Origin of the sequence: Pasteuria penetrans, assembly GCF_900538055.1 — a bacterium.
GTDB lineage: Bacteria > Bacillota > Bacilli > Thermoactinomycetales > Thermoactinomycetaceae > Pasteuria > Pasteuria penetrans.
Genome location: NZ_UZAC03000001.1, coordinates 135,233 through 153,516 on the forward strand (window position 1 = coordinate 135,233; position 18,284 = coordinate 153,516).

General features: G+C 47.4%; 15 protein-coding genes. 4 read left to right on the forward strand and 11 right to left on the reverse strand.

The window, feature by feature from the left end:
* Nucleotides 1–42: 42 nt before the first annotated feature.
* The 11 genes from PPRES148_RS00565 to PPRES148_RS00610 form a co-directional block, all read right to left on the reverse strand.
* Nucleotides 43–579 (reverse strand): peroxiredoxin, encoded by a 537-nt coding sequence (locus tag PPRES148_RS00565; protein WP_149452745.1) that lies wholly within the window; start codon nt 577–579, stop codon nt 43–45.
* A gap of 198 nt (nt 580–777) precedes the next feature.
* Nucleotides 778–1,251 carry a hypothetical protein gene (locus PPRES148_RS00570; RefSeq protein ID WP_149452746.1) on the reverse strand — a complete coding sequence of 158 codons (474 nt, stop codon included), beginning with the start codon at nt 1,249–1,251 and terminating at the stop codon, nt 778–780.
* A gap of 528 nt (nt 1,252–1,779) precedes the next feature.
* Nucleotides 1,780–2,049 (reverse strand): hypothetical protein, encoded by a 270-nt coding sequence (locus PPRES148_RS00575; protein WP_149452747.1) that lies wholly within the window; start codon nt 2,047–2,049, stop codon nt 1,780–1,782.
* 67 nt (nt 2,050–2,116) lie between these two features.
* Entirely contained in the window at nt 2,117–2,497 is a 381-nt protein-coding gene (locus tag PPRES148_RS00580; RefSeq protein WP_149452748.1) for a hypothetical protein, read from the reverse strand.
* Between the two features lie 114 nt (nt 2,498–2,611).
* Complete coding sequence (locus tag PPRES148_RS10260) at nt 2,612–2,785, reverse strand: hypothetical protein (protein WP_187820282.1); 174 nt, start codon at nt 2,783–2,785, stop codon at nt 2,612–2,614.
* A gap of 137 nt (nt 2,786–2,922) precedes the next feature.
* Entirely contained in the window at nt 2,923–3,552 is a 630-nt protein-coding gene (locus PPRES148_RS00585) for a cob(I)yrinic acid a,c-diamide adenosyltransferase (protein ID WP_223127889.1), read from the reverse strand.
* Between the two features lie 28 nt (nt 3,553–3,580).
* Entirely contained in the window at nt 3,581–3,769 is a 189-nt protein-coding gene (locus PPRES148_RS12135; RefSeq protein ID WP_149452749.1) for a hypothetical protein, read from the reverse strand.
* 263 nt (nt 3,770–4,032) lie between these two features.
* Nucleotides 4,033–5,022, reverse strand: a complete 990-nt coding sequence (locus tag PPRES148_RS00595; protein WP_187820283.1) for an ABC transporter substrate-binding protein — start codon at nt 5,020–5,022, stop codon at nt 4,033–4,035.
* Nucleotides 5,023–6,459: 1,437 nt separating this feature from the next.
* On the reverse strand, nt 6,460–6,639 hold the full coding sequence (locus PPRES148_RS00600) for a hypothetical protein (protein ID WP_149452751.1): 180 nt from the start codon (nt 6,637–6,639) through the stop codon (nt 6,460–6,462).
* 177 nt (nt 6,640–6,816) lie between these two features.
* Nucleotides 6,817–9,273 (reverse strand): transglycosylase domain-containing protein, encoded by a 2,457-nt coding sequence (locus PPRES148_RS00605; RefSeq protein ID WP_149452752.1) that lies wholly within the window; start codon nt 9,271–9,273, stop codon nt 6,817–6,819.
* A gap of 508 nt (nt 9,274–9,781) precedes the next feature.
* Nucleotides 9,782–12,502, reverse strand: a complete 2,721-nt coding sequence (locus PPRES148_RS00610) for a transglycosylase domain-containing protein (RefSeq protein WP_187820285.1) — start codon at nt 12,500–12,502, stop codon at nt 9,782–9,784.
* A 1,733-nt stretch (nt 12,503–14,235) separates the two neighbouring features.
* Between PPRES148_RS00610 and PPRES148_RS00615 the strand changes: the two genes are divergently transcribed.
* The 4 genes from PPRES148_RS00615 (at nt 14,236) to PPRES148_RS12145 (ending at nt 17,525) form a co-directional block, all read left to right on the forward strand.
* On the forward strand, nt 14,236–15,060 hold the full coding sequence (locus tag PPRES148_RS00615; RefSeq protein ID WP_149452754.1) for a hypothetical protein: 825 nt from the start codon (nt 14,236–14,238) through the stop codon (nt 15,058–15,060).
* 304 nt (nt 15,061–15,364) lie between these two features.
* Nucleotides 15,365–15,658 (forward strand): hypothetical protein, encoded by a 294-nt coding sequence (locus PPRES148_RS12140; protein WP_149452755.1) that lies wholly within the window; start codon nt 15,365–15,367, stop codon nt 15,656–15,658.
* Nucleotides 15,659–16,257: 599 nt separating this feature from the next.
* Nucleotides 16,258–16,620, forward strand: coding sequence for a hypothetical protein (locus tag PPRES148_RS00625; protein ID WP_149452756.1), 363 nt, complete (start codon nt 16,258–16,260; stop codon nt 16,618–16,620).
* A gap of 476 nt (nt 16,621–17,096) precedes the next feature.
* Nucleotides 17,097–17,525 (forward strand): hypothetical protein, encoded by a 429-nt coding sequence (locus PPRES148_RS12145; RefSeq protein ID WP_149452757.1) that lies wholly within the window; start codon nt 17,097–17,099, stop codon nt 17,523–17,525.
* Nucleotides 17,526–18,284: the final 759 nt, after the last annotated feature.

Here is an 18,284-nt window from a genome sequence, read left to right on the forward strand (position 1 = left end):
TCCGTCACACAAAACGCGCAACCTATCCAAACCCGTGGGAGCCTAGAGAGTCTTCTGGCCCGGTTTCCAATTAGCCGGGCAAGCCTCACCTGTTTGCAACGCCTGCAACACACGCAAGGTCTCATCCACACTCCGACCCACACTCAGATCCGTCACGACCAGATAACGAACGACCCCCTCTGGGTCAATGATGAACAACCCACGTAGGGACATTCCGGCACTCTCATCAAAAACTCCATAAGCACGACCCACCTGCGAGCGACGGTCATCCCCTAGGGGATACTTCAATGGACCCAGACCCTTCTGGGAACGCGGCGTATTGATCCAAGCTCGGTGCGTAAATTTACTGTCCGAACTAACGCCAAGGACATCTGCATTCAAGTCTACAAACTCCTGATACCGATCTGAGAAGGCCGTAATTTCGGTAGGACAAACCGTTGTAAAATCAAGGGGATAAAAGAATAAAACCAACCATTTCCCTTTGTAATCGGAAAGCTTTACATCCTCATTCAATTTTTCCAGGTTCTTTGTACTCTCCATCGAAAAGTCAGGGGCAGGTTTGCCTACTAGATAAGTCATGATCTTCCCTCCTAAAAACTCATGCAAGGATGGTGCTGCAAAACCCTCCCAATTGCAGGAACAGCATACCACGGTGCGCAAATGACAGTCAATATTTAGCCTGCATTGACAATAAGTTCCACTAGATTATAGGCGCAGGATCACTTACCACACCACGGCCCCGAAACAAAAAAACGTCCCCCTTTGGGGACGACTCGTTCAACATAGGCAAAAAATCAGAGGGGTCCTTATCAGAGGGGGGGATCCACGAACTCCCCCCTGGCGGGAGGTAAAACGACCGCCTTCATCCACCAACCCCGTAACGAGGGGATGTCTCCACGAATCCCAATGAAACGCCTTCCTCAGAACAAAACCCCAACAAGAACCGGGACGGCAGATCAGGGATTTAGGGATGCTTTTTCTTCGCTGAATCCGTAGGGGGGGGAGACCCGCCAGGACCACCAGGACCACCGGGACCACCAGGGGTCCCACCAGGACCTCCAGGAGACCCACCAGGACCTCCAGGAGACCCGCCATGACCTCCAGGGGGAGCCCCAGGAGCAGGTTCGGGGGGAGCCCCCGTATCCGTCCCCTTCTTGTCACCAGGGGCTGGAGGGGGGGGATTAGAATCAACGGGGGGAGGGGGAGCGCCCTTGTCCTTATCCGGGCCTGAACCAGGGGCATTATTCTCATCCTTCTTATCGAGACACCCCCCAAGGGACAAACCCATCAAACACGCCACGCCCAAACCCATTCCCAGCCTTTTTACCATCTTGCCGCACTCACGATTCATCCAACAAAACCACCTTCCACGCAAACTTCAGGTACCCCGAGGGAATCAACCTGATTTTCACCAATCCCAAATCATTCACAACCTATCCTTCACACAGAGGAAACAATGGACTACGCAAGAGGTAAAGGGAAATTACCACATCGGTCCCTTCCCCACTCCTTGTTGTTTTTACGATACCCTATAGTGTCGACATTTCCACCAAAACATAAAACCGAATCCATCCCTAGATGCTTATGAACCACGATCCCCCGATCCACTGCGGGAGACCTTTCCCAACCTTGGCCATCCTCGTTCCGACAAACCCTCCTTTAACCCCCACCTATCCTCTGGTATATCCAAACACGGTCATAAAAATGAGACCACTCTCTGGGTGGCCCCCCGATGCATTCATCACCATTCCTGATGTTTTCGCTGCTAGACCCCCATATTCATTGCGCCAACAATTCTCTCTTCCGGACATCCTCTATTATTTTCGTTTTTTTATGAATAATAAAAAAATTGTCCGGAAACCACCTGGCCCACTGCCCAAGCAACGGAACCACAACAAACCAAAAAACGAGGCCGCCCACAGAGGCAGCCTTTATTATGATCCCATGTTCCCCTCTTGCTGTTGCTTTGCCGCCTCCCACTTCACATGAGATACGCCCTATCCCTGACGTATCCCTATCACTCCAAACAAAGTTCGTTCGTACCGTCATGAAACAACAGGCGAACACCCCTCACAGCGGAGGGAATGTCTAGCAGACCAACACAAGGAGAGAAACACTATGGCTTCTTGTTAGCATCCTTATCCTTGTCCTTATCCTTGTCCTTGTCCTTGCTAGAAGAATCTGCAGGATCATCCTTCTTACTGTCACCCAAGCCGACGACTGACGATGAACCAGACGGAGACGGGGAAGAACCTAAACCGCCACCCGCCGGCGATCCAGCTGGTCCAGCTGCTGGTCCAGAACCCGGTAGATCCTTTGATGGCTGGGCCGCTGGACTTGCTGCTGGCTGGGATGCATCCTTCTTCTCAGCCGTAGCTGCCGTATTACTACTATCCGAGGACGAATCCTTCTTCTGACCGCAGCCATCATTCCCCAGCATGACCATCCCGAGAACAACCCCAGAAAGTGCTATCGTAGAAAACTTCTTCATCTTCATGTTTGTATTCCCTCCAAAGAGCATTCCTCAAAAGCTAGTATCTTGTAATAAGCTAAACAACCCCGTGGAAGCCTGTTCGATTATACCGGTCCCCGGCGAAAACATCCATCCCTCTTACTCAAGCAGGAGACCCCCTCCGTCCCGCCGTGACAGACGCAACTCCACCAAAAAACCCAGCCTCATCACCCATGATTCTCCCCCTGCGGATCCAGTACCAACGACCAGACCCGAACAAGAACCATAAAAACTATCTCTCTTGCCAAGGGAAACCCAACAAGGCAGAGACACCCCTATACTACATTTTTATGACCAAAATGGCAAACGCCCCACACCCCTCACCCTAATCCAAACCTGAAACACAACAAAAATGACACTACCCTTGACACCCAATTATCTCATGCATGGAACGAAAAGGCAATACCTCATTACTCCTGAACATGTCCATGGGGCTGATGAGGGATATTTCCCCTCCCTGCCCGCTCGTTAGCCGCGCGGGCCAGGGCAAACAACCAATCGGAAATGCGATTGGTATACGCCAACAAAAGCTTCCCATCCGCCCGTTTCACCGGTAACCAAGCAACCATACGCCTCTCAGCCCGCCGTGCCACCGTACGTGCTAAATGCAGGGAGGTAGACAACAAGGTCCCACCAGGCAAAACGAAAAAACGTAAAGCCGGCATCTGCAACACAAGGTCATCAATCCACCCCTCCAACCGTTCCACCTGGGAGGATCGGAGAACCTGCGACGATGGATGGGCCAACTGCCCACTCACATCAAAAAGATCATGTTGAACCGTACGAATCATTGCCACCCAATCGTCGTATTGGCTCGCCTCCGCCCTAGCAGCTGCTTCACCCAAACACGCATTCAGTTCATCGATGGCGCCGATGACCTCCATCAGGGCGTCATTCTTTCTTACCCGTGTTGCCCCCCATAGACGTGTTGTCCCGGAATCCCCATCGCGCGTGTACAACGCACACCCCCCCTCTCCGTCCCCGTTCACTGGAAGGGGAAAATGATGCCCCCCTGTGAACCATAACCGTCCCGGAACCACTCCCCACCCTGCCTGATCACACCCCCACTCAGGGATTCAGGGGGGAAACCCGTACCCCAAATGAAAACACAGGCCCACCACCCCTATAACACATCCAAAAAACTACGGCCCCCGCCGGCCGGGACCCTGCCGACACTCGCCTCCATACAACGGACAAAACCTCCACACGGATTCGTTCCCCCAACGACGGACCACTATCAATTCTTACCCCGCCCATTCACGGGATACCTCGTACTTCATATCGTCGCTTCCACTATGAACAATGCTATATAGAAATAAATTTCCTCATTCCATCCTCCGGCATTGGTGCAAGAACAGAACCTCTAAGAGACCCATATCCACTCCTACATATAAATAATTTTTTAAAATTTTAATTACTCTGCAGATGCTTAGGATACGAATACTAGAAAATAGAATCACGAGGAGGGACCAAAATCAGTAACCGTTGCCGCCATCATAAATGTACACCCACACTATACTCTACCTGTATTTGTTTCCGTTCCACGCATCCGGTACTTCCTGTCCTGCGGATACTGTACCCATACTCTCCGGATGTAAACAACGTGCTATGGGTTCCAATAGGGAGCCCCATCGCGGACTATTGTAGTCCAGCAAATGGTTCTCCACAGCACAAACATGCCGCCCCTCTTCCCCAGATGAGGAACGAACCTTCAACCGCTCCAAGAAAGCGGAATCCGCCATCACACTACGGGGTACAATCACGACATCAGGATCCCAAGCCTCAATCTGATCCCAACCAACCCCCGACCAAGCTTCCTCCGCCAGAACCACATTGGAACCCTTAGCCTCCTCTATGATCTCCTGCAGAAAATTGCCACGCCCTGCCACAATGGGCCATTCGCCATCCCGCACAATGAGAACGGAACGCGGCTCCGCACCCCGCAGCTTTTGCGCTGTGGACCTCCGCTGATTTTCGCTGATCCGGACAATATTTCCAGCCTTTTCCCTACAATTCAGGGCTTCGCAAACCGCATGCAAGGAGGAATTCACCCCATTGCGCGATCGGGCATCCAACACCAAAACCGGTAGTTGCGGGTCCAACCTACGTAACTCCCCTACGATTGCTTCCTGTCCGCCCTCTGCCAAAACCAAATCAGGCTTTAGGGCCAACACTCGTCCCGAATCCGTTGCACGGCCCGATTCTTCCAAAATCCTGGTCCGCGAAACACCCTTCTCAGTGGGCAGTTGGAGTTGCACATTCACCGCTGCCAACAACTGTGTATTTACCGGAGATAAGGAAACAATGCGTCCCGGCAATCCGGCGGGAATCTTTACCAAGGTACCTTGACTATCCTGCACGGTCCGCGAATGCCGGACCCTGGGATGAAACAGAGCTTCCTTCTCCGGACGATCCTCCACAAAAAAAAGAAAAACGAACAAACCAACAATCGGTAGAATCGTAACAGTCCCTAGTATCCACCAAAATCCCTTGGACTGTCCCTTTGTCATCCCTAGCGAAACCCCCCCATAATAAAATCCATGATTCATGGTAAAGCTCGTCCTACCCCCTAACTTTACCATACTGGCAATGGATCAGGATTGTGATCCGCCCGAGGGAATGAATCATGAAAATGGAGGGAGTTTTATCCATTTCGTTCGCCCATCTCCAAAAACGTACATAAGGACAAGTCGACCCGAGAAAAGAACCATCCCTATCACCTAGCACCCTCGTACCACCAGCCTACGAGTCTACCAAAATCGACCGCCATGGATCAAGCATCATTGATATCATAGCCTAAGGACCACAAAAATCTCTTGCTCTCAGGTACGAATTCCACGAAACCATCCACTCTATCTGTCATTCTATACCAACCCAATTCCCTCGTCAATCCCCTCCTATTCCTACTATTTTCTATCCCAATATGGGCTGGTGCCCGTGCAATTTCCCCATAGGGAATTCCTATCCTATGAATCTAGTCATACCTTTCATATCTTTTATACCTGCGGATGAATATAGATTGGAAATATAATAAAATTTTATTATAACACTGTGATTTGTATCCTCGGGTAACTGTTATCAAGATTGCATTCTACATTTGGTGTCGGAGCCTGGGGTCCCTTTTTTGTCCTCCCTGCGTCGTCCAAGGAAATATTGTCTAAGACTTCCTACCTACCCGATTTTTTATGGGGCGACCCCCAAAATATCATAGAAAGAGTTACTGAAAAATATTGCAATATTCATTAAGGGATCCATTCTTGTAAAACATGATCAGGGGGATACGTACTGGGGAAAGGGTATCCCTTCCGCGCTGATGATGTGGCCCTGCGGGATTCATCGAAACAATTTCCCGTGCACTTCCCCTTCTGGTGGGTTTTGAGATAGCCCACGTACCTTTGTACGTCACCAAATTCCCCCGGAAAACCAGATACCACGGGGTACTAGGGGTAGAACGAACCCTCCATGTACGGATGCTGATATGGGGGGGAAATTGCCTCCCCTAATGGTCCCTCACCGTATTGTGGGCAGGACACGATCCTCAAAACGTGATGTAAGTATAGGCATCATAGAATTTTCCATCGTCCCCATAGACATAGACCTTTATATTTATAGTTATAATTAGAATAACATATAAAATAAGGATGCGTATTCACTCTGCACTGGGTCCGGGCTGATGGAGCGAGATCGGATAGGGAACAATTGGAGGAGGAATTCGTGTACCCCTACCCCAGCCCTGTTTCATATTGAAGAAAATATTGTAAAAAGTTATGGAGGGATTTAATCATAAGGAAAATGAAAGGATATCATAGAGATGCCCATAGGCACTTTCCTTAGTAAATCAATCTACTTGGAAATCCAGATAGGTCCCCGGGAATTGGGGAACCCTGCTAGGAACTTTGGGCCCAACATCCCATGGAAAGTGGCCTGCAATCACTACCCTATTGACATTATTCAATACAAAAATACAACGAAAAATACGATTTTTCTATGATAATACCCGTATTACCCCATGCACCATACCGTGTGAAGAAAACGAAAACCCCCTTGCCTATAACAAAACCAGCACCTACCGCGATGCCCACCACATAAGAAAGAGTAATCCTCCCCGCGCCTACCCTACTATCCATTCCCCTTTCCTCTATTCCTAACTCTACCACTTCAAATCCACAACAAAAAGAACAAAGACCCCAGTCCCTATCCAGAGCTGTCCCCTAGGATAGGAACGGAAGCAACACACTCCTCCAGAATATAGAATTTTCCTCATCTAGTAACCGACGAATTCATGCGGAACCCTCGGACCCACCCTACGGGGAACCCAATGGGGATGATGGCGTCTCGGACTCTTCCAAGACTGTGGGCCCCGCGGAGATGGTCACTCTCTCTTTTCTCAGCAAACGGGAGGGATCCCCCGCATAAATTTCCACCTCATAGGTATACGAACGACTAGCCTCCACATGGGGATCATTCCAACTCGTTCCCGTATGATGGTTCGTTAGCACCTCCGATACACCCCCATCATATCGAAGGACCCGATAGGTAGGGTTGGTCCCCTGTCCCCCCTTCCATTGCGGGTTCCATGTTAAGTCCACACTATGCCCATTATAGGTAGCCGACAAATGAAGACTGCTCACTTCAACGGGGGAAACAGGATCCACTACACCCTCAGGGGGAGAAAAATCTACGGAATTCTGACCACACTCCGCTGCCTCCATGATCTTTTGCATCATCATAAACGACGTCATAGAGGACCTAATACCAAAGTTTCCCTTATCCTTACGATCGGGATGATAAACGATTACACAGGTAGAACGGCGTGGTGTAATCGTACACACACTCACCGATTGATCATCATTGGTCGTACCAGTTTTCATTCGGAAGGGCTGCTGACAACCCAATCCAAACTTCCTACCCGTACCTAGGGGGGATTCATTGACATACCTTAGCAACCGTAGTAAACACCAAGAGGATTGTCGGGAAAAAACGCGCTTCTGATCCGCACAACGATCCCTCACAGGTTTCACCCTCTTACCCTCCGGATCTATAACATAGTCAACAAAATGGGGGGGACAAGGAGTTACACCAAAATTGGCAATGGTACCATAGGCCCTTGCCATCTGCAATGCCGTGTTCCCCCAATCCTGCCCCCCCAGGGCGAGAGCAGAAACATTTCTATCCTTCGGTACCATGGGTAAACCCAGATCCTGCAAGGTGGAGAAGCTCTTGTCAATTCCCACCTTATCGACCAACAAAGAAGCTGTCGATAAATTGAGGGACTCAGCAGCAACCTGCGACAAGGGAACTACACCACGTGGCCCGCCAGTGGCATTTTTGAGTTTCCGCCCATCGATATCGATCTCCTTATCCTCCACCGTTGTATACTCATTCACACCACATTGTGTTTTTTCTAACAAGGGGCCAAATACGGACAAAGGCTTGAGAGTCGATCCCCACTGCAATTTCTCCTTCACACCCGTAATAAGATCCCCATTCTGGTAATTCCTCCCCGGACCGATAGTCGTTACCAACCCTGTCCGGGGCTCAATGGATGCACTGGCCGCATTCCATTTCGAAGTATCTACAGACTTTTTATCCGCCCTATAATGATGATCCTGTCTTAGGGCCCGTTCCGTTGCCTCCTGCTCCTTAGGCCGTATGCCGGTGTAGACTTTATATCCCCCCAGCTTCATCTGTTCCGGATCAATATTAAAATCCTCCTCTAGTTCCTTTACAATAAGATCCCGATACACCAAGCCGATACCAGACTGTGCCTCGTGCTGTAACAATGCCTTCTTTGACACCTCGGGAAGGGGCTTTTGCTTCGCGTCCCCTACCGCCTCCCTATCATAAATCCCTGCTTCGAACGCCTCATCCAAAACCAAATCGCGGCGCTGTCGTGCCTTCTCTGGTTTCTTGCTCAGTGGCCCATAAACGTTTTGTGCCTTCGGGGTAGCAACTAACAACGATACCTCCCAGGGGGAAAGTTTTTGTTTCAGTATATCCTTGCCAAAAAAAACACGCGCGGCATCCCGAACACCATGAACACCCCCTCCGAAATTCAGGAGGTTGAGATAGGCCTGCAAGATCTCCCGCTTGGGTCGGGAATAGCCCATGGAGGACAACTTTTGTTCCAACGCCACCGCACGGGTAATCTCCATAAATTTGCGAAAGAGTGTGGTTTGTCGCTCATTCGACAAGATACGCACTACCTGCATAGTAATCGTTCCAGCACCCTCCTTCCAACTCATGGAGAGGATATTCTTCGCAAGGGCCCGCAACAAACCGTAGGGATCCAAACCAAAGTGATTGAAAAAACGTCGATCCTCTATGTGAAGAAAAAGCTTCACCAGTTCCGGATTGTGTTTCTCCACATCATCTAAAGAAACATAGGAACGAGGAACATCCCCAATAGGGGCTATCACCTGTCCCTGGGAATCAAAAAGCTGAGAAGAATTTTCCAGACCCAGAAGTTGCTTTACATATTTTGGTTCCATTTGATTAATGTATAATTTCAAAAAAACAAATCCGCTCGTTACCAATAAAAGACAGGTAAACAACACCAATAAAATTGTTTTTTTTACAAAGGATCCCCACTGGCCCTGCGGTGATTTCCTCGGCGGTCGGGAGGGGGCAGAATCGGCCTTAGCAACAGCCAACCGTTGCATACGAGATAGTCGATCGGAAACCCTACCCTCCGAATGCACGGGGGCCTTGGTACTCGCAAGATGTAGAAATTCAAAAACCCCGGTACCACGCATTCGCATAAATACTTTACCTCCAAAATCCCTTCCTTAGTCGGAAAAAATTCCCTACTTCTTATACCCTATCATGGCCCGCGAAGGAATAAAAGGATAAACAAATGGAAAATACCCACAGAGAACCAAAAATGGGACCATCCTCCCCTATAGCCGGGGGAAATAAAGACGGTGGGAGGATCCAAAGAAAACATACTACCCACGTCTGAATGAAAACAGATCACTGGAAAATCCTTCGGCACACAAGGTTTCAAAACATGGATTATAACTGAATATTTAGTAAAATATATGTATATATAGAAATTCAGCATACACGGGTGCCCAACCATGAGAACAACAAGCCCTATGCAAATAGAAAACCCATTGTTCTCCCCCCATTATAGATGGATTCAGCAACATCTTACCTATGTATGGGCATAAAAAAAGGGACCCACTACAATATATGGGTCCCTAAACCTGTGTTCCCTATAGGAAATACACCCCATGGGAATAAGATGTGAAGAGAACGAGCTATCATCTAAGAAATCCCATGGGAATAGGATACGGAAGAAACACTGTCACCGGGAGGACCCGGTTGATGTATCTTCCCCCCCTCCTTCGTGGGGATGAATCTCCCCCTATCAATGGAAGGGGATTCCCTACCAGGGGAAGTCAATCCCTTATCATTAGGGGGAGGGGAGATCCCCCCACCACCAGGGGGAGGAAAAGGTTCACCTATAGGGGGTGGCTCACCACCGGGCGGAGGAGGTGGGGGGGATCCATCGGGAGAGAGGGGGGGACTCCCAGATTCCCCCGTGGGGGCGGAGGTATCCACCGTGATCTTCTCACCATAACCAACAGAACCGCCTATCATAGACTCCACCTTGTATTCATAGGATTTCCCAGGAAGTACATTGGAGTCTGTGAAACCTTTACCCGTTGCATTATTACTAAGAACCTTACTCGCCCCCCCTTCCGTCCGGGTTATGCGATAAGTGATGGACATGGAGAGCGGGGCAGGCCCACTCAACTGGGGTTGCCAGGTGAGCTGAACGGATGAACCCACTGGATCGTAAGTATACCGTAAGCCCAACCCAGTGACAGTAACGGGGGGGGTAGGATCTTGGACGTCTGGAGGCTTCACAAAATCAACGTTGGAGGAAGATTTACATTCAGCCGCCTCTAGGATGTCACGAACCATCGATAGAGGGGGGCCACCACTACTCACCCCCCCATTGGAAGGATCATGGCTGGGATCATAAACATTTGTGTATACCACATAGTGGGGTGTGAAGGCAACCAACCCTGCAGACATGTAATTCTGTGTTGTTCCCGTCTTTGCACGGAGGGGTTGACCGCAACTCAAGGAGAGTTTTCTTGCCGTACCCGACGGTCCTGTCACGTATTTCAACAATCGAATCAAATACCATGAGGTTTGAGTAGAAAAAACAGGCAAACTAGGCCTCCCATCAACATACTGGCACGCCTGTCCATTGAGATCCGGACCCCTCTCTGGAGATATCTCCTGATGATCAGGGCCCACAACCCTCCGTATGAAACGGGAGCAAATCACCCGACCGTTGTTAGGGATCGCAGTATAGGCTCTTGCCAGGGCCAATGCCGTATCCCCATATTTCTGACCCCCTAAGGCCAACGGAGCCATGTTTTTATCAGCAGGGTCCAATTTGATACCCAACCCCTGCAGTGTAGAAAAACTCTCATCCAATCCAACTTGTAATAACAATTGCACGGCAGCCGCATTAAGGGATTGGGCCACCGCATCCGAAAAGGGCAAATTCCCTTTATAACCCGGGGTATAGTTCCTGGGACCCATTCCACCCGGCCACTGGTTCGACGCGACCGGTTCGTCCGATACAATTGAGTATTCGTTGATCTTCCCCCGTGTCTTCTCGATGATGGGACCATATACAGACAAGGGTTTGATAGCCGACCCATATTGTCTCTGATGACTTGCCCCGGTGATTACATCCCCTGGACGATAACGCCTGCCCCCACCAATTGCCGCCACCAGGCCATTTTCCACCCCAACGGTAGCACTCGCTGCCTCCCACCTGGAGGTATCAGAACCCGGAGTATCCTTACTAGCCCGATAATAGGAGTCATCCGTCAATGCTTTATCCGTCGCTCCTTGGATGTCCGTGTTCAAACCTGTGTAGATCTGATAATTCCCCAACCGAAGCTGTGAACCCTCGATGCTATAATCCCTCTCCAACTCACGAATGACCAGTTCCTTATAGGCAGGGTAGGTGATACGTTGTTGGTACTTCCTCAGTTTCAAACGATCCACACCCATGGTTTTTTTCTTCGCCTCTTCCGCCTCCTTCTGTGAATAAACACCCTCCTTTACACAAACATCAAGCACTCGATTCCGGCGCGAAATCGCCTTAGATACATTTTCGGATATCGGTCCATAGATGGAGGGTCCTTTCACCGCCGCTACCAATAGGGCAACACGATAAGGTTCCAGGGTTTGCTTGGTCAGATCCACTCCGAAAAAGGACTTGGACGCCATAGAAACACCCTGAATATTACCCCCAAAACTGACAATATTTAGATAGGTTTCCAAAATTCTATTTTTTGCGTCTCGTTGATTCATAGAACTAGACAGTTCCCGCTCGAGATTAATAGATCGAAAAACCTCCTGGACCTTACGACTAAGGGTCTTTTCCCTCTTACTATAGAAATTACGAACCACCTGCATTGTGATCGTACCACCACCCTGTCTAGGACTCAGGGATTTGAGGCTCACCCATGCCGCCCGAGCTATGGCCTTATAATCAACACCACCATGTTCAAAAAATCGTTTATCCTCCATAGACACGAAGGCCTGTGGTAGTTTAGGATTATGGACCAATAATTGCCTCATACTGATAAACTCACGATCCATATCCCCAATCGTGGCGACACGACGATCCTTGTCATCATACATGGACGAGCTAGCCGGCAAGGAGGAAGTCAACCGGTTCAGTTCCTTCTCATCCACTTTGTTCATGAGAATAAGTGTCGCAAACCCTGCTGTAATCATAAAAAGGGAGGTGAAACCCACCAAAGAAAACCACTTCAAGGAAAAAAGTTTCCTCCGACCCCGAGGGGGAGGGGGACCACCCCTACCCCCCCCTCCGGAGCGACCCAAATGGGGTAACGACGACATCCTACCCTCAGCCGGGGGATCCGGTGGTATTCTATACAAGCCAGGGGGGGGTATCACTCTACGACGGGACATGTGGCATGCCTGCAAATATAATCCCCCCTCCAGTGTGTTCCCTACCCTACCATGAACTGTCAAAGGGGCAAGAAATAATACAAATATATGATTATATAATAAATCCAGGTACACAATCCCGATCTGTTCTTTAGCAACGTTTACAGATCCGCGCATTCACAGGTTACTATGTGCATTTATTCGTAAAAAAAAAAGTTCATTGCCCCGAAAAAATCATCCCTGACCATAAAAATGACCCATCAGGTTACTGATGGGTCTTAGAAAATGTTAGTAAGGAAAAATCCGGACCCCTGTGGATTCTGAGGAGGGGTCCATGGATCAGGAAAGTTATGGGCGGGAATCCAAATCGGAAAGATGCGCAAACGCTTCCTTGTTTGTGTGCTATATGCGGGGTATGAACAGCCCCCTCTCATTTACAAACGATCTGTATTTCACAATGGGTGAGGCAAACATTAGACTATGTGATATATACGTATCAAATTAACAAAAATTACATAAAAAAATACTTAAAGATTAGGTCCTTCCCACACCCTACCCATCAAAATCCGGAGACCCTGAATCGGCAAAGGATCATTCCCCATTTTTATTGGAACCTCAAGAAACAATTGTGAACCTTGTTAACCGCGCCAGCACCATATAAACCGAAGCTTCTTAGGTGATACCAAAAACGGGTATCAGGGCAGTCGTCCTATATAATTTAAAAATATTTATAAAATTTACTCAATTATACAGAATCGTAGCCTCCGTGCATTTTAACTTTTATATTTTTCATAAACAATATTATTGGTTAAAAAATATCCCCAGGGGAGCGATTCGCGGGCAAGGATAAGGAACCTAAAATCACTTTTTTGGGGGGTGACACCAAATTTGGGATGCAACCGGATGCAATATAGTGATTAATATACCTCATAATTAAAAATATTCATACAAATAACCGGCACTATAGGCTGATCTATTTGTCATGCTAAGATGTACGGAATAGGGCATTCCTTTCCACAAACATGGATTCAAAAACCAAGTTCCCATGGTTATAGTAGAAATCCAACCATAAGCGTTACGTTTCATTGTATCCGGCCCAAAACATTCATACTATTCAATTTATTATTTACATTAAAAATTATCTGTACATATTATAAAGAATCAATTAATTTACTATTAGCAATCAATGCATCCTATTTTTAAATACAATTAATACCAGAAAAAACCAAATCACCTGATTTTTAATTCGCGCACCAGCACCATGAAATGAGTTATATCCTAGAGTCCATTGCCAACCGTCCATTCCCGGGAATCAGGTATTCCTGTGAAGATTCGGGAAACCTGGGACCCCCACCTAACTCATCCTTACAATCCAGAATTAGGAAAAAACCACCCAGGGATATTTCAGGTCCGAAGTTTGGCCAAGAGACCCTAATAGCAAGCGGCTTAGGATGGAGGGTTTCATATCCTCTTTATCGGGTGATAAGATAAAGGGGGAGGTTCCTACTCTGGGAGTAATAAGGTTTGGGACTCCTGAAGCCGTGGCTTTTCCTTTGCGCAGGAGCAGCACACCATGGGAGAACAACCTCCTTTATGGATACTGTTTCTAACGCTCCACTAGGCCCACTCTGTCTCAAAAGCATTTGGATGGGTTTCCCCCCCCCTTCCGAACTCTCTGCGAAAAGATATGTACCTCACTCTCGGACCACTGGCGGCCAAGTGGTGATCCTCGTTATTGCCCCCCTCATGTCGTGAATGCCAATGCAATATTGACGGGGGAATTTACTTTAATGATTAAAAATAATCAAAAATATAGATTGGAGATGGTCTGTTTGCAAGTATCTCCCATGAGAAAGCTTACGATCGTGTCTGTTATTTCCTTGTTTAGTACTTCTTTGATTTCAATATCCAGCTCAATCCAAGCATCCCCCAGTAAAGAGAAGCATATCTCATCAGAAAGCCCAATGCATGACATATCCTCTGAATGGATAGATCCCGCTGAATCAGGATTAAGGGAGATAGAAATAACAGATCAAGACCTTCCTGTCGATTTATCCGATTCCATAAGAAAATACATGAGACAACCACTCAAAGAAGAGGGAAAATTATCAGAGGAATTTAGAAAAAGAGGCTTGGGAGTGGATACCCAGGGAGTTTTATTGTCTCAATGGGTTCCGACAACGGCTACCCCTGAAAAAATACAGAAATTTTTTAATGATTCCCCCCTATCCACTTACATTGTAGGGCACACCATTGTAGATAAAGAAAGCGGGGAAAAAGTGGGTGCCCTGGTTTCTACAGTTGATAGGAAACTCATACCCACAGTATTTTTCATGCGTGACTCTGAATATAAAGTGGATACATGCACAAATCGTGCTAAAAGAGGCGTGAGTTTGCAAGATGCGGGCGGATGTGCTTTGGAAATGATCCTGGACGAGGATTCCTATTCAATTCCGGTAGGTACCTACATTGTCGAAAAAGCTGCTAAGAAGGCGGCTAAAGCAGCATTCCGTATGGCTATCCGGGTCCTCCCAGGGGGTTTCGTTTGGACTAGTATCGATGGTATCAAGTGCATAATTAGAAAGTGGAAGTAATTTTAGATCCGGATTCCTGTTTTTTGCGCGACCTGCCTGCCCGTAAGGTAGCACTTCGCGTTGCCATCCGATTCCCCCCCGGGAGAGTCTTTGTTACAGATAGCGACGCAATGATATCCAATACAATACATGGTTTAAAAGGTTGTAAAAAAACAGTTATATCCTTCTCCAAGGGATGTGCGTAAACCAAGCTAGGTGCAGAAGTGATGGAGAAAGGTTGTGTGCTGTGTTTTGGCCCTTCGAAGCCGGGACAATAGGGGAAGATTTCAAATTACTCTGATTCTACCCGGGGTTTGAGTGTACCTTGGTAGTGAGCAATCAGGGAAAAGGTGGGGCAAAGTATTCCTGCCAGACGGGTGTTGAGGAGATCAGCGAAAGCGAACTGTTCGATGACGCATCGAAAGTCGTAATCCGTGTCAAAACCAAGGGTGGCACGTTACTCTGGAACAAAGCTAAAAAGGGTGACCTGTTTCCTATTTTAGCGTTATGCGATAGGCGGAATGAACTCCACAAAAGATCTCTCCATGCAACTTGGGAGGCCGTCGTACGGACCCCTCCGGCGATAACCGCCAGAGGTCCAATACCAAAGATAACATAACTGCGGCCCTATGCATGGAACTGGATCAGCACGTAGTAGTCAGTCATGGTCACGGTACGGTATTGTATTTGGAGCGCAGATTGGCCGTAATGAGTTATAAGGTATCTGTGTGAAAGGGCTGACTCATCCGGACAGGAACAGCAAATGACAACTTTGGTGGGAGAACTCCCCTGTAATTGGATGAGTTTTTTTCCATTGAGGAGATCACTGGAATCTGCAGCAGCATTCCTATAATCAAAATTAGCACAAGGGTGTAAATTTAGGAACGGAATAAACCTACCACCGGGCAGAATCCCCCTCGCGAGAATCGAGAGGGTGGTTACACGGGATACATAAGGTCCAAATCAATAGGCTCCCAAGTATAGAAAAAGGCAAGAAAAATACATGATGAATCACCATAATTTAGACCCCATAAATACCATAAAATATAGAAAAAATAAAAATTTTTTAACATGTTCCAAAGATATTTGATCACAAAGGAGGACTAGGCCACAGCAGCAAAATTTTGGAGACCCATATTCATATACTCGTGATTCTCTCACAACAAGATGTTTTATAATGTTTTATACCGACTTCGAAAAAGGCTGTGGTGTGTCATTATGCTAAATGGGATATTTCTCAGAATAGCCTTTCTTGCCTCCTTATTGACCTCCCTCCTCTTATTTGCCGTCGACATTCGCGCCACTGATGCACCCGATCATAGGAAATTGTCAGAGACAATCCCACCGTCATCTATAGATCATCAAGATGGATCCAAAATGAATTGGCCAGGTCGATTTACTATGTCCGACGAATGCAAAGATAATTTGTTTAATTTTGCTATCCTTGGTACCCTATGCGCGACAGCGTTTGTTTTCAAAAGTCGCAAGAATGTCCTCATGTGGGGCGTCTTTGGCATGGTTATAGGCATTGTGGTGGGATACTTATGGTGCTTAGGACGCTTTATCTTTGAAGTACTGTAGTCTTAAAATTCTCTAGATTTTGGGAATTTTTTCCAGGAATTTCGATCGAGAACAGCTAAGATATTTTTGTATACACTGGTCTAAGGACAAAAGTAGCGATCCATGATTTTCAAAAACAGGGTAAGGGTCAGCAGAACTAAGGTTTTTATGTTCAAATTAGAATTGTGAAAGAGAATTCGGATTAGGGGGTTCATCTTCATTACAATCAAGGGAAAAGTCTGATTATCTGCCCTTTCTGACTCTACGTCCCCCCAAGAACCCTAAGAGCTGTTATTCTTCATACCCCCGCAGGAAAGCTAGGGATACATTGCGACATGCCTTTCCCCTTATGGACCCCTTTGAGAATGGAGTAATAATCTCCTCAACAGCTGTTATCCCCCACACACTCCAGCAGGGAAACTAGAGAAGCTAGGAGCATTACGGTAGTTATTCCCCCTTGATCCCCTTCATAAAAACAGGAGGTTGATTCATCTACCATGAGAATACGGATACAAAGTGCTGGAACCACCTCAAACCCGAGATGGCTGGTCTTCCTTCTCCTCCCTGTTATTGGCAAGGTACTTCCTAGAATGATCCCTATCACTTTGATATTAGCTCTCTTCCTCACATCTACCGTTGATACCATAGCTTCATACAATGATCAAGCATCGTCAGAAACAGTCACATTAGCACCCATAGATGAAAATGGATCAGGAACGAATTGGATGGACCAACTCTACCTATCCAGCGGTTGCAGAAAAGGGTTATTGTCTGGTACCCTCCGTGGAGCCATAGGGGGGGCTATATTTTTCGGTCGTGGTAGGGGTATTAGGAATATCCTTAAGAGTACCCTTTTCGGAGCTATCTTCGGTCTAACCATGGGCATTGTACTGAGATGCTTAATTCTCGATACATTGTGGCCCTGAAGATCCTTGAGTAGAAGGATCTCACGTAGGAATGTTGATTAAGGACGACATGATTCGAAGGGAATTTGCGGCTTCTCGCTTCTTTTCGGATGCGGAGTATTTTGGGGACTTCCCCCGAAAATATAAAACAGGAACAGTGTCATAATAAAATGTTATTATGTTATCAATTGCTTTGCCAAAAGGTGAGACTAGATTCATAGATGGGGCATTCCCCACAAGAAATTGCACGGTCCCTCGTTGGCCATCTCTCTAGAAAAAGGGGATGAACCCTGACAGTCCCGCCCCCTAAAGTAACCCTATTTTCCCTATCTCAAATCTTCGTGTGTTGTTTTTTTTCCCTGGTCATTCCCACCGGAGTTGTTAGGGGAAGCAGATCCTTCCTTATTCCTGGTCTGTTATGAAGTCGAGGGTTTGCTCCCCTCCTCTATGGCTTCGATTATTTCCTCTATTTCTGATTTTCCTTTTTTATGTGCGGGCTGAGTTCTACCGAGACCGCTGGTACTGGACTGCGAATAATTAATATTCCTATCGTTAGGGTTGTTGGAACCGAGAGATTCCGTACCCGTATTGGTATTCTTAGCCTGTTGTGAAGTCGAGGGTTTGCTCCCTTCCTCTATAGATTCAATTATTTCCTCTATTTCTGATTTCCTTTTTCTATTCTCAGACTGTATTCTATTTGTATAATTGGTTCTAGGTTTCGAATCATAAATTTTTTCATTATTATGATCATTGGAACTGGAATATCTACAAATGGACTGA

Excerpts from the sequence above, each read along its gene's own strand:
- PPRES148_RS00565 (WP_149452745.1), bottom strand. The coding sequence starts at position 579 with ATGACTTATCTAGTAGGCAAACCTGCCCCTGACTTTTCGATGGAGAGT.
- PPRES148_RS00570 (WP_149452746.1), bottom strand. The coding sequence starts at position 1,251 with ATGAGAATAATGCCCCTGGTTCAGGCCCGGATAAGGACAAGGGCGCTC.
- PPRES148_RS00575 (WP_149452747.1), bottom strand. The coding sequence starts at position 2,049 with ATGACGGTACGAACGAACTTTGTTTGGAGTGATAGGGATACGTCAGGG.
- PPRES148_RS00580 (WP_149452748.1), bottom strand. The coding sequence starts at position 2,497 with ATGAAGATGAAGAAGTTTTCTACGATAGCACTTTCTGGGGTTGTTCTC.
- PPRES148_RS12135 (WP_149452749.1), bottom strand. The coding sequence starts at position 3,769 with ATGGGCGGGGTAAGAATTGATAGTGGTCCGTCGTTGGGGGAACGAATC.
- PPRES148_RS00595 (WP_187820283.1), bottom strand. The coding sequence starts at position 5,022 with ATGACAAAGGGACAGTCCAAGGGATTTTGGTGGATACTAGGGACTGTT.
- PPRES148_RS00600 (WP_149452751.1), bottom strand. The coding sequence starts at position 6,639 with ATGGATAGTAGGGTAGGCGCGGGGAGGATTACTCTTTCTTATGTGGTG.
- PPRES148_RS00605 (WP_149452752.1), bottom strand. The coding sequence starts at position 9,273 with ATGCGAATGCGTGGTACCGGGGTTTTTGAATTTCTACATCTTGCGAGT.
- PPRES148_RS00625 (WP_149452756.1), top strand. The coding sequence starts at position 16,258 with ATGCTAAATGGGATATTTCTCAGAATAGCCTTTCTTGCCTCCTTATTG.
- PPRES148_RS12145 (WP_149452757.1), top strand. The coding sequence starts at position 17,097 with ATGAGAATACGGATACAAAGTGCTGGAACCACCTCAAACCCGAGATGG.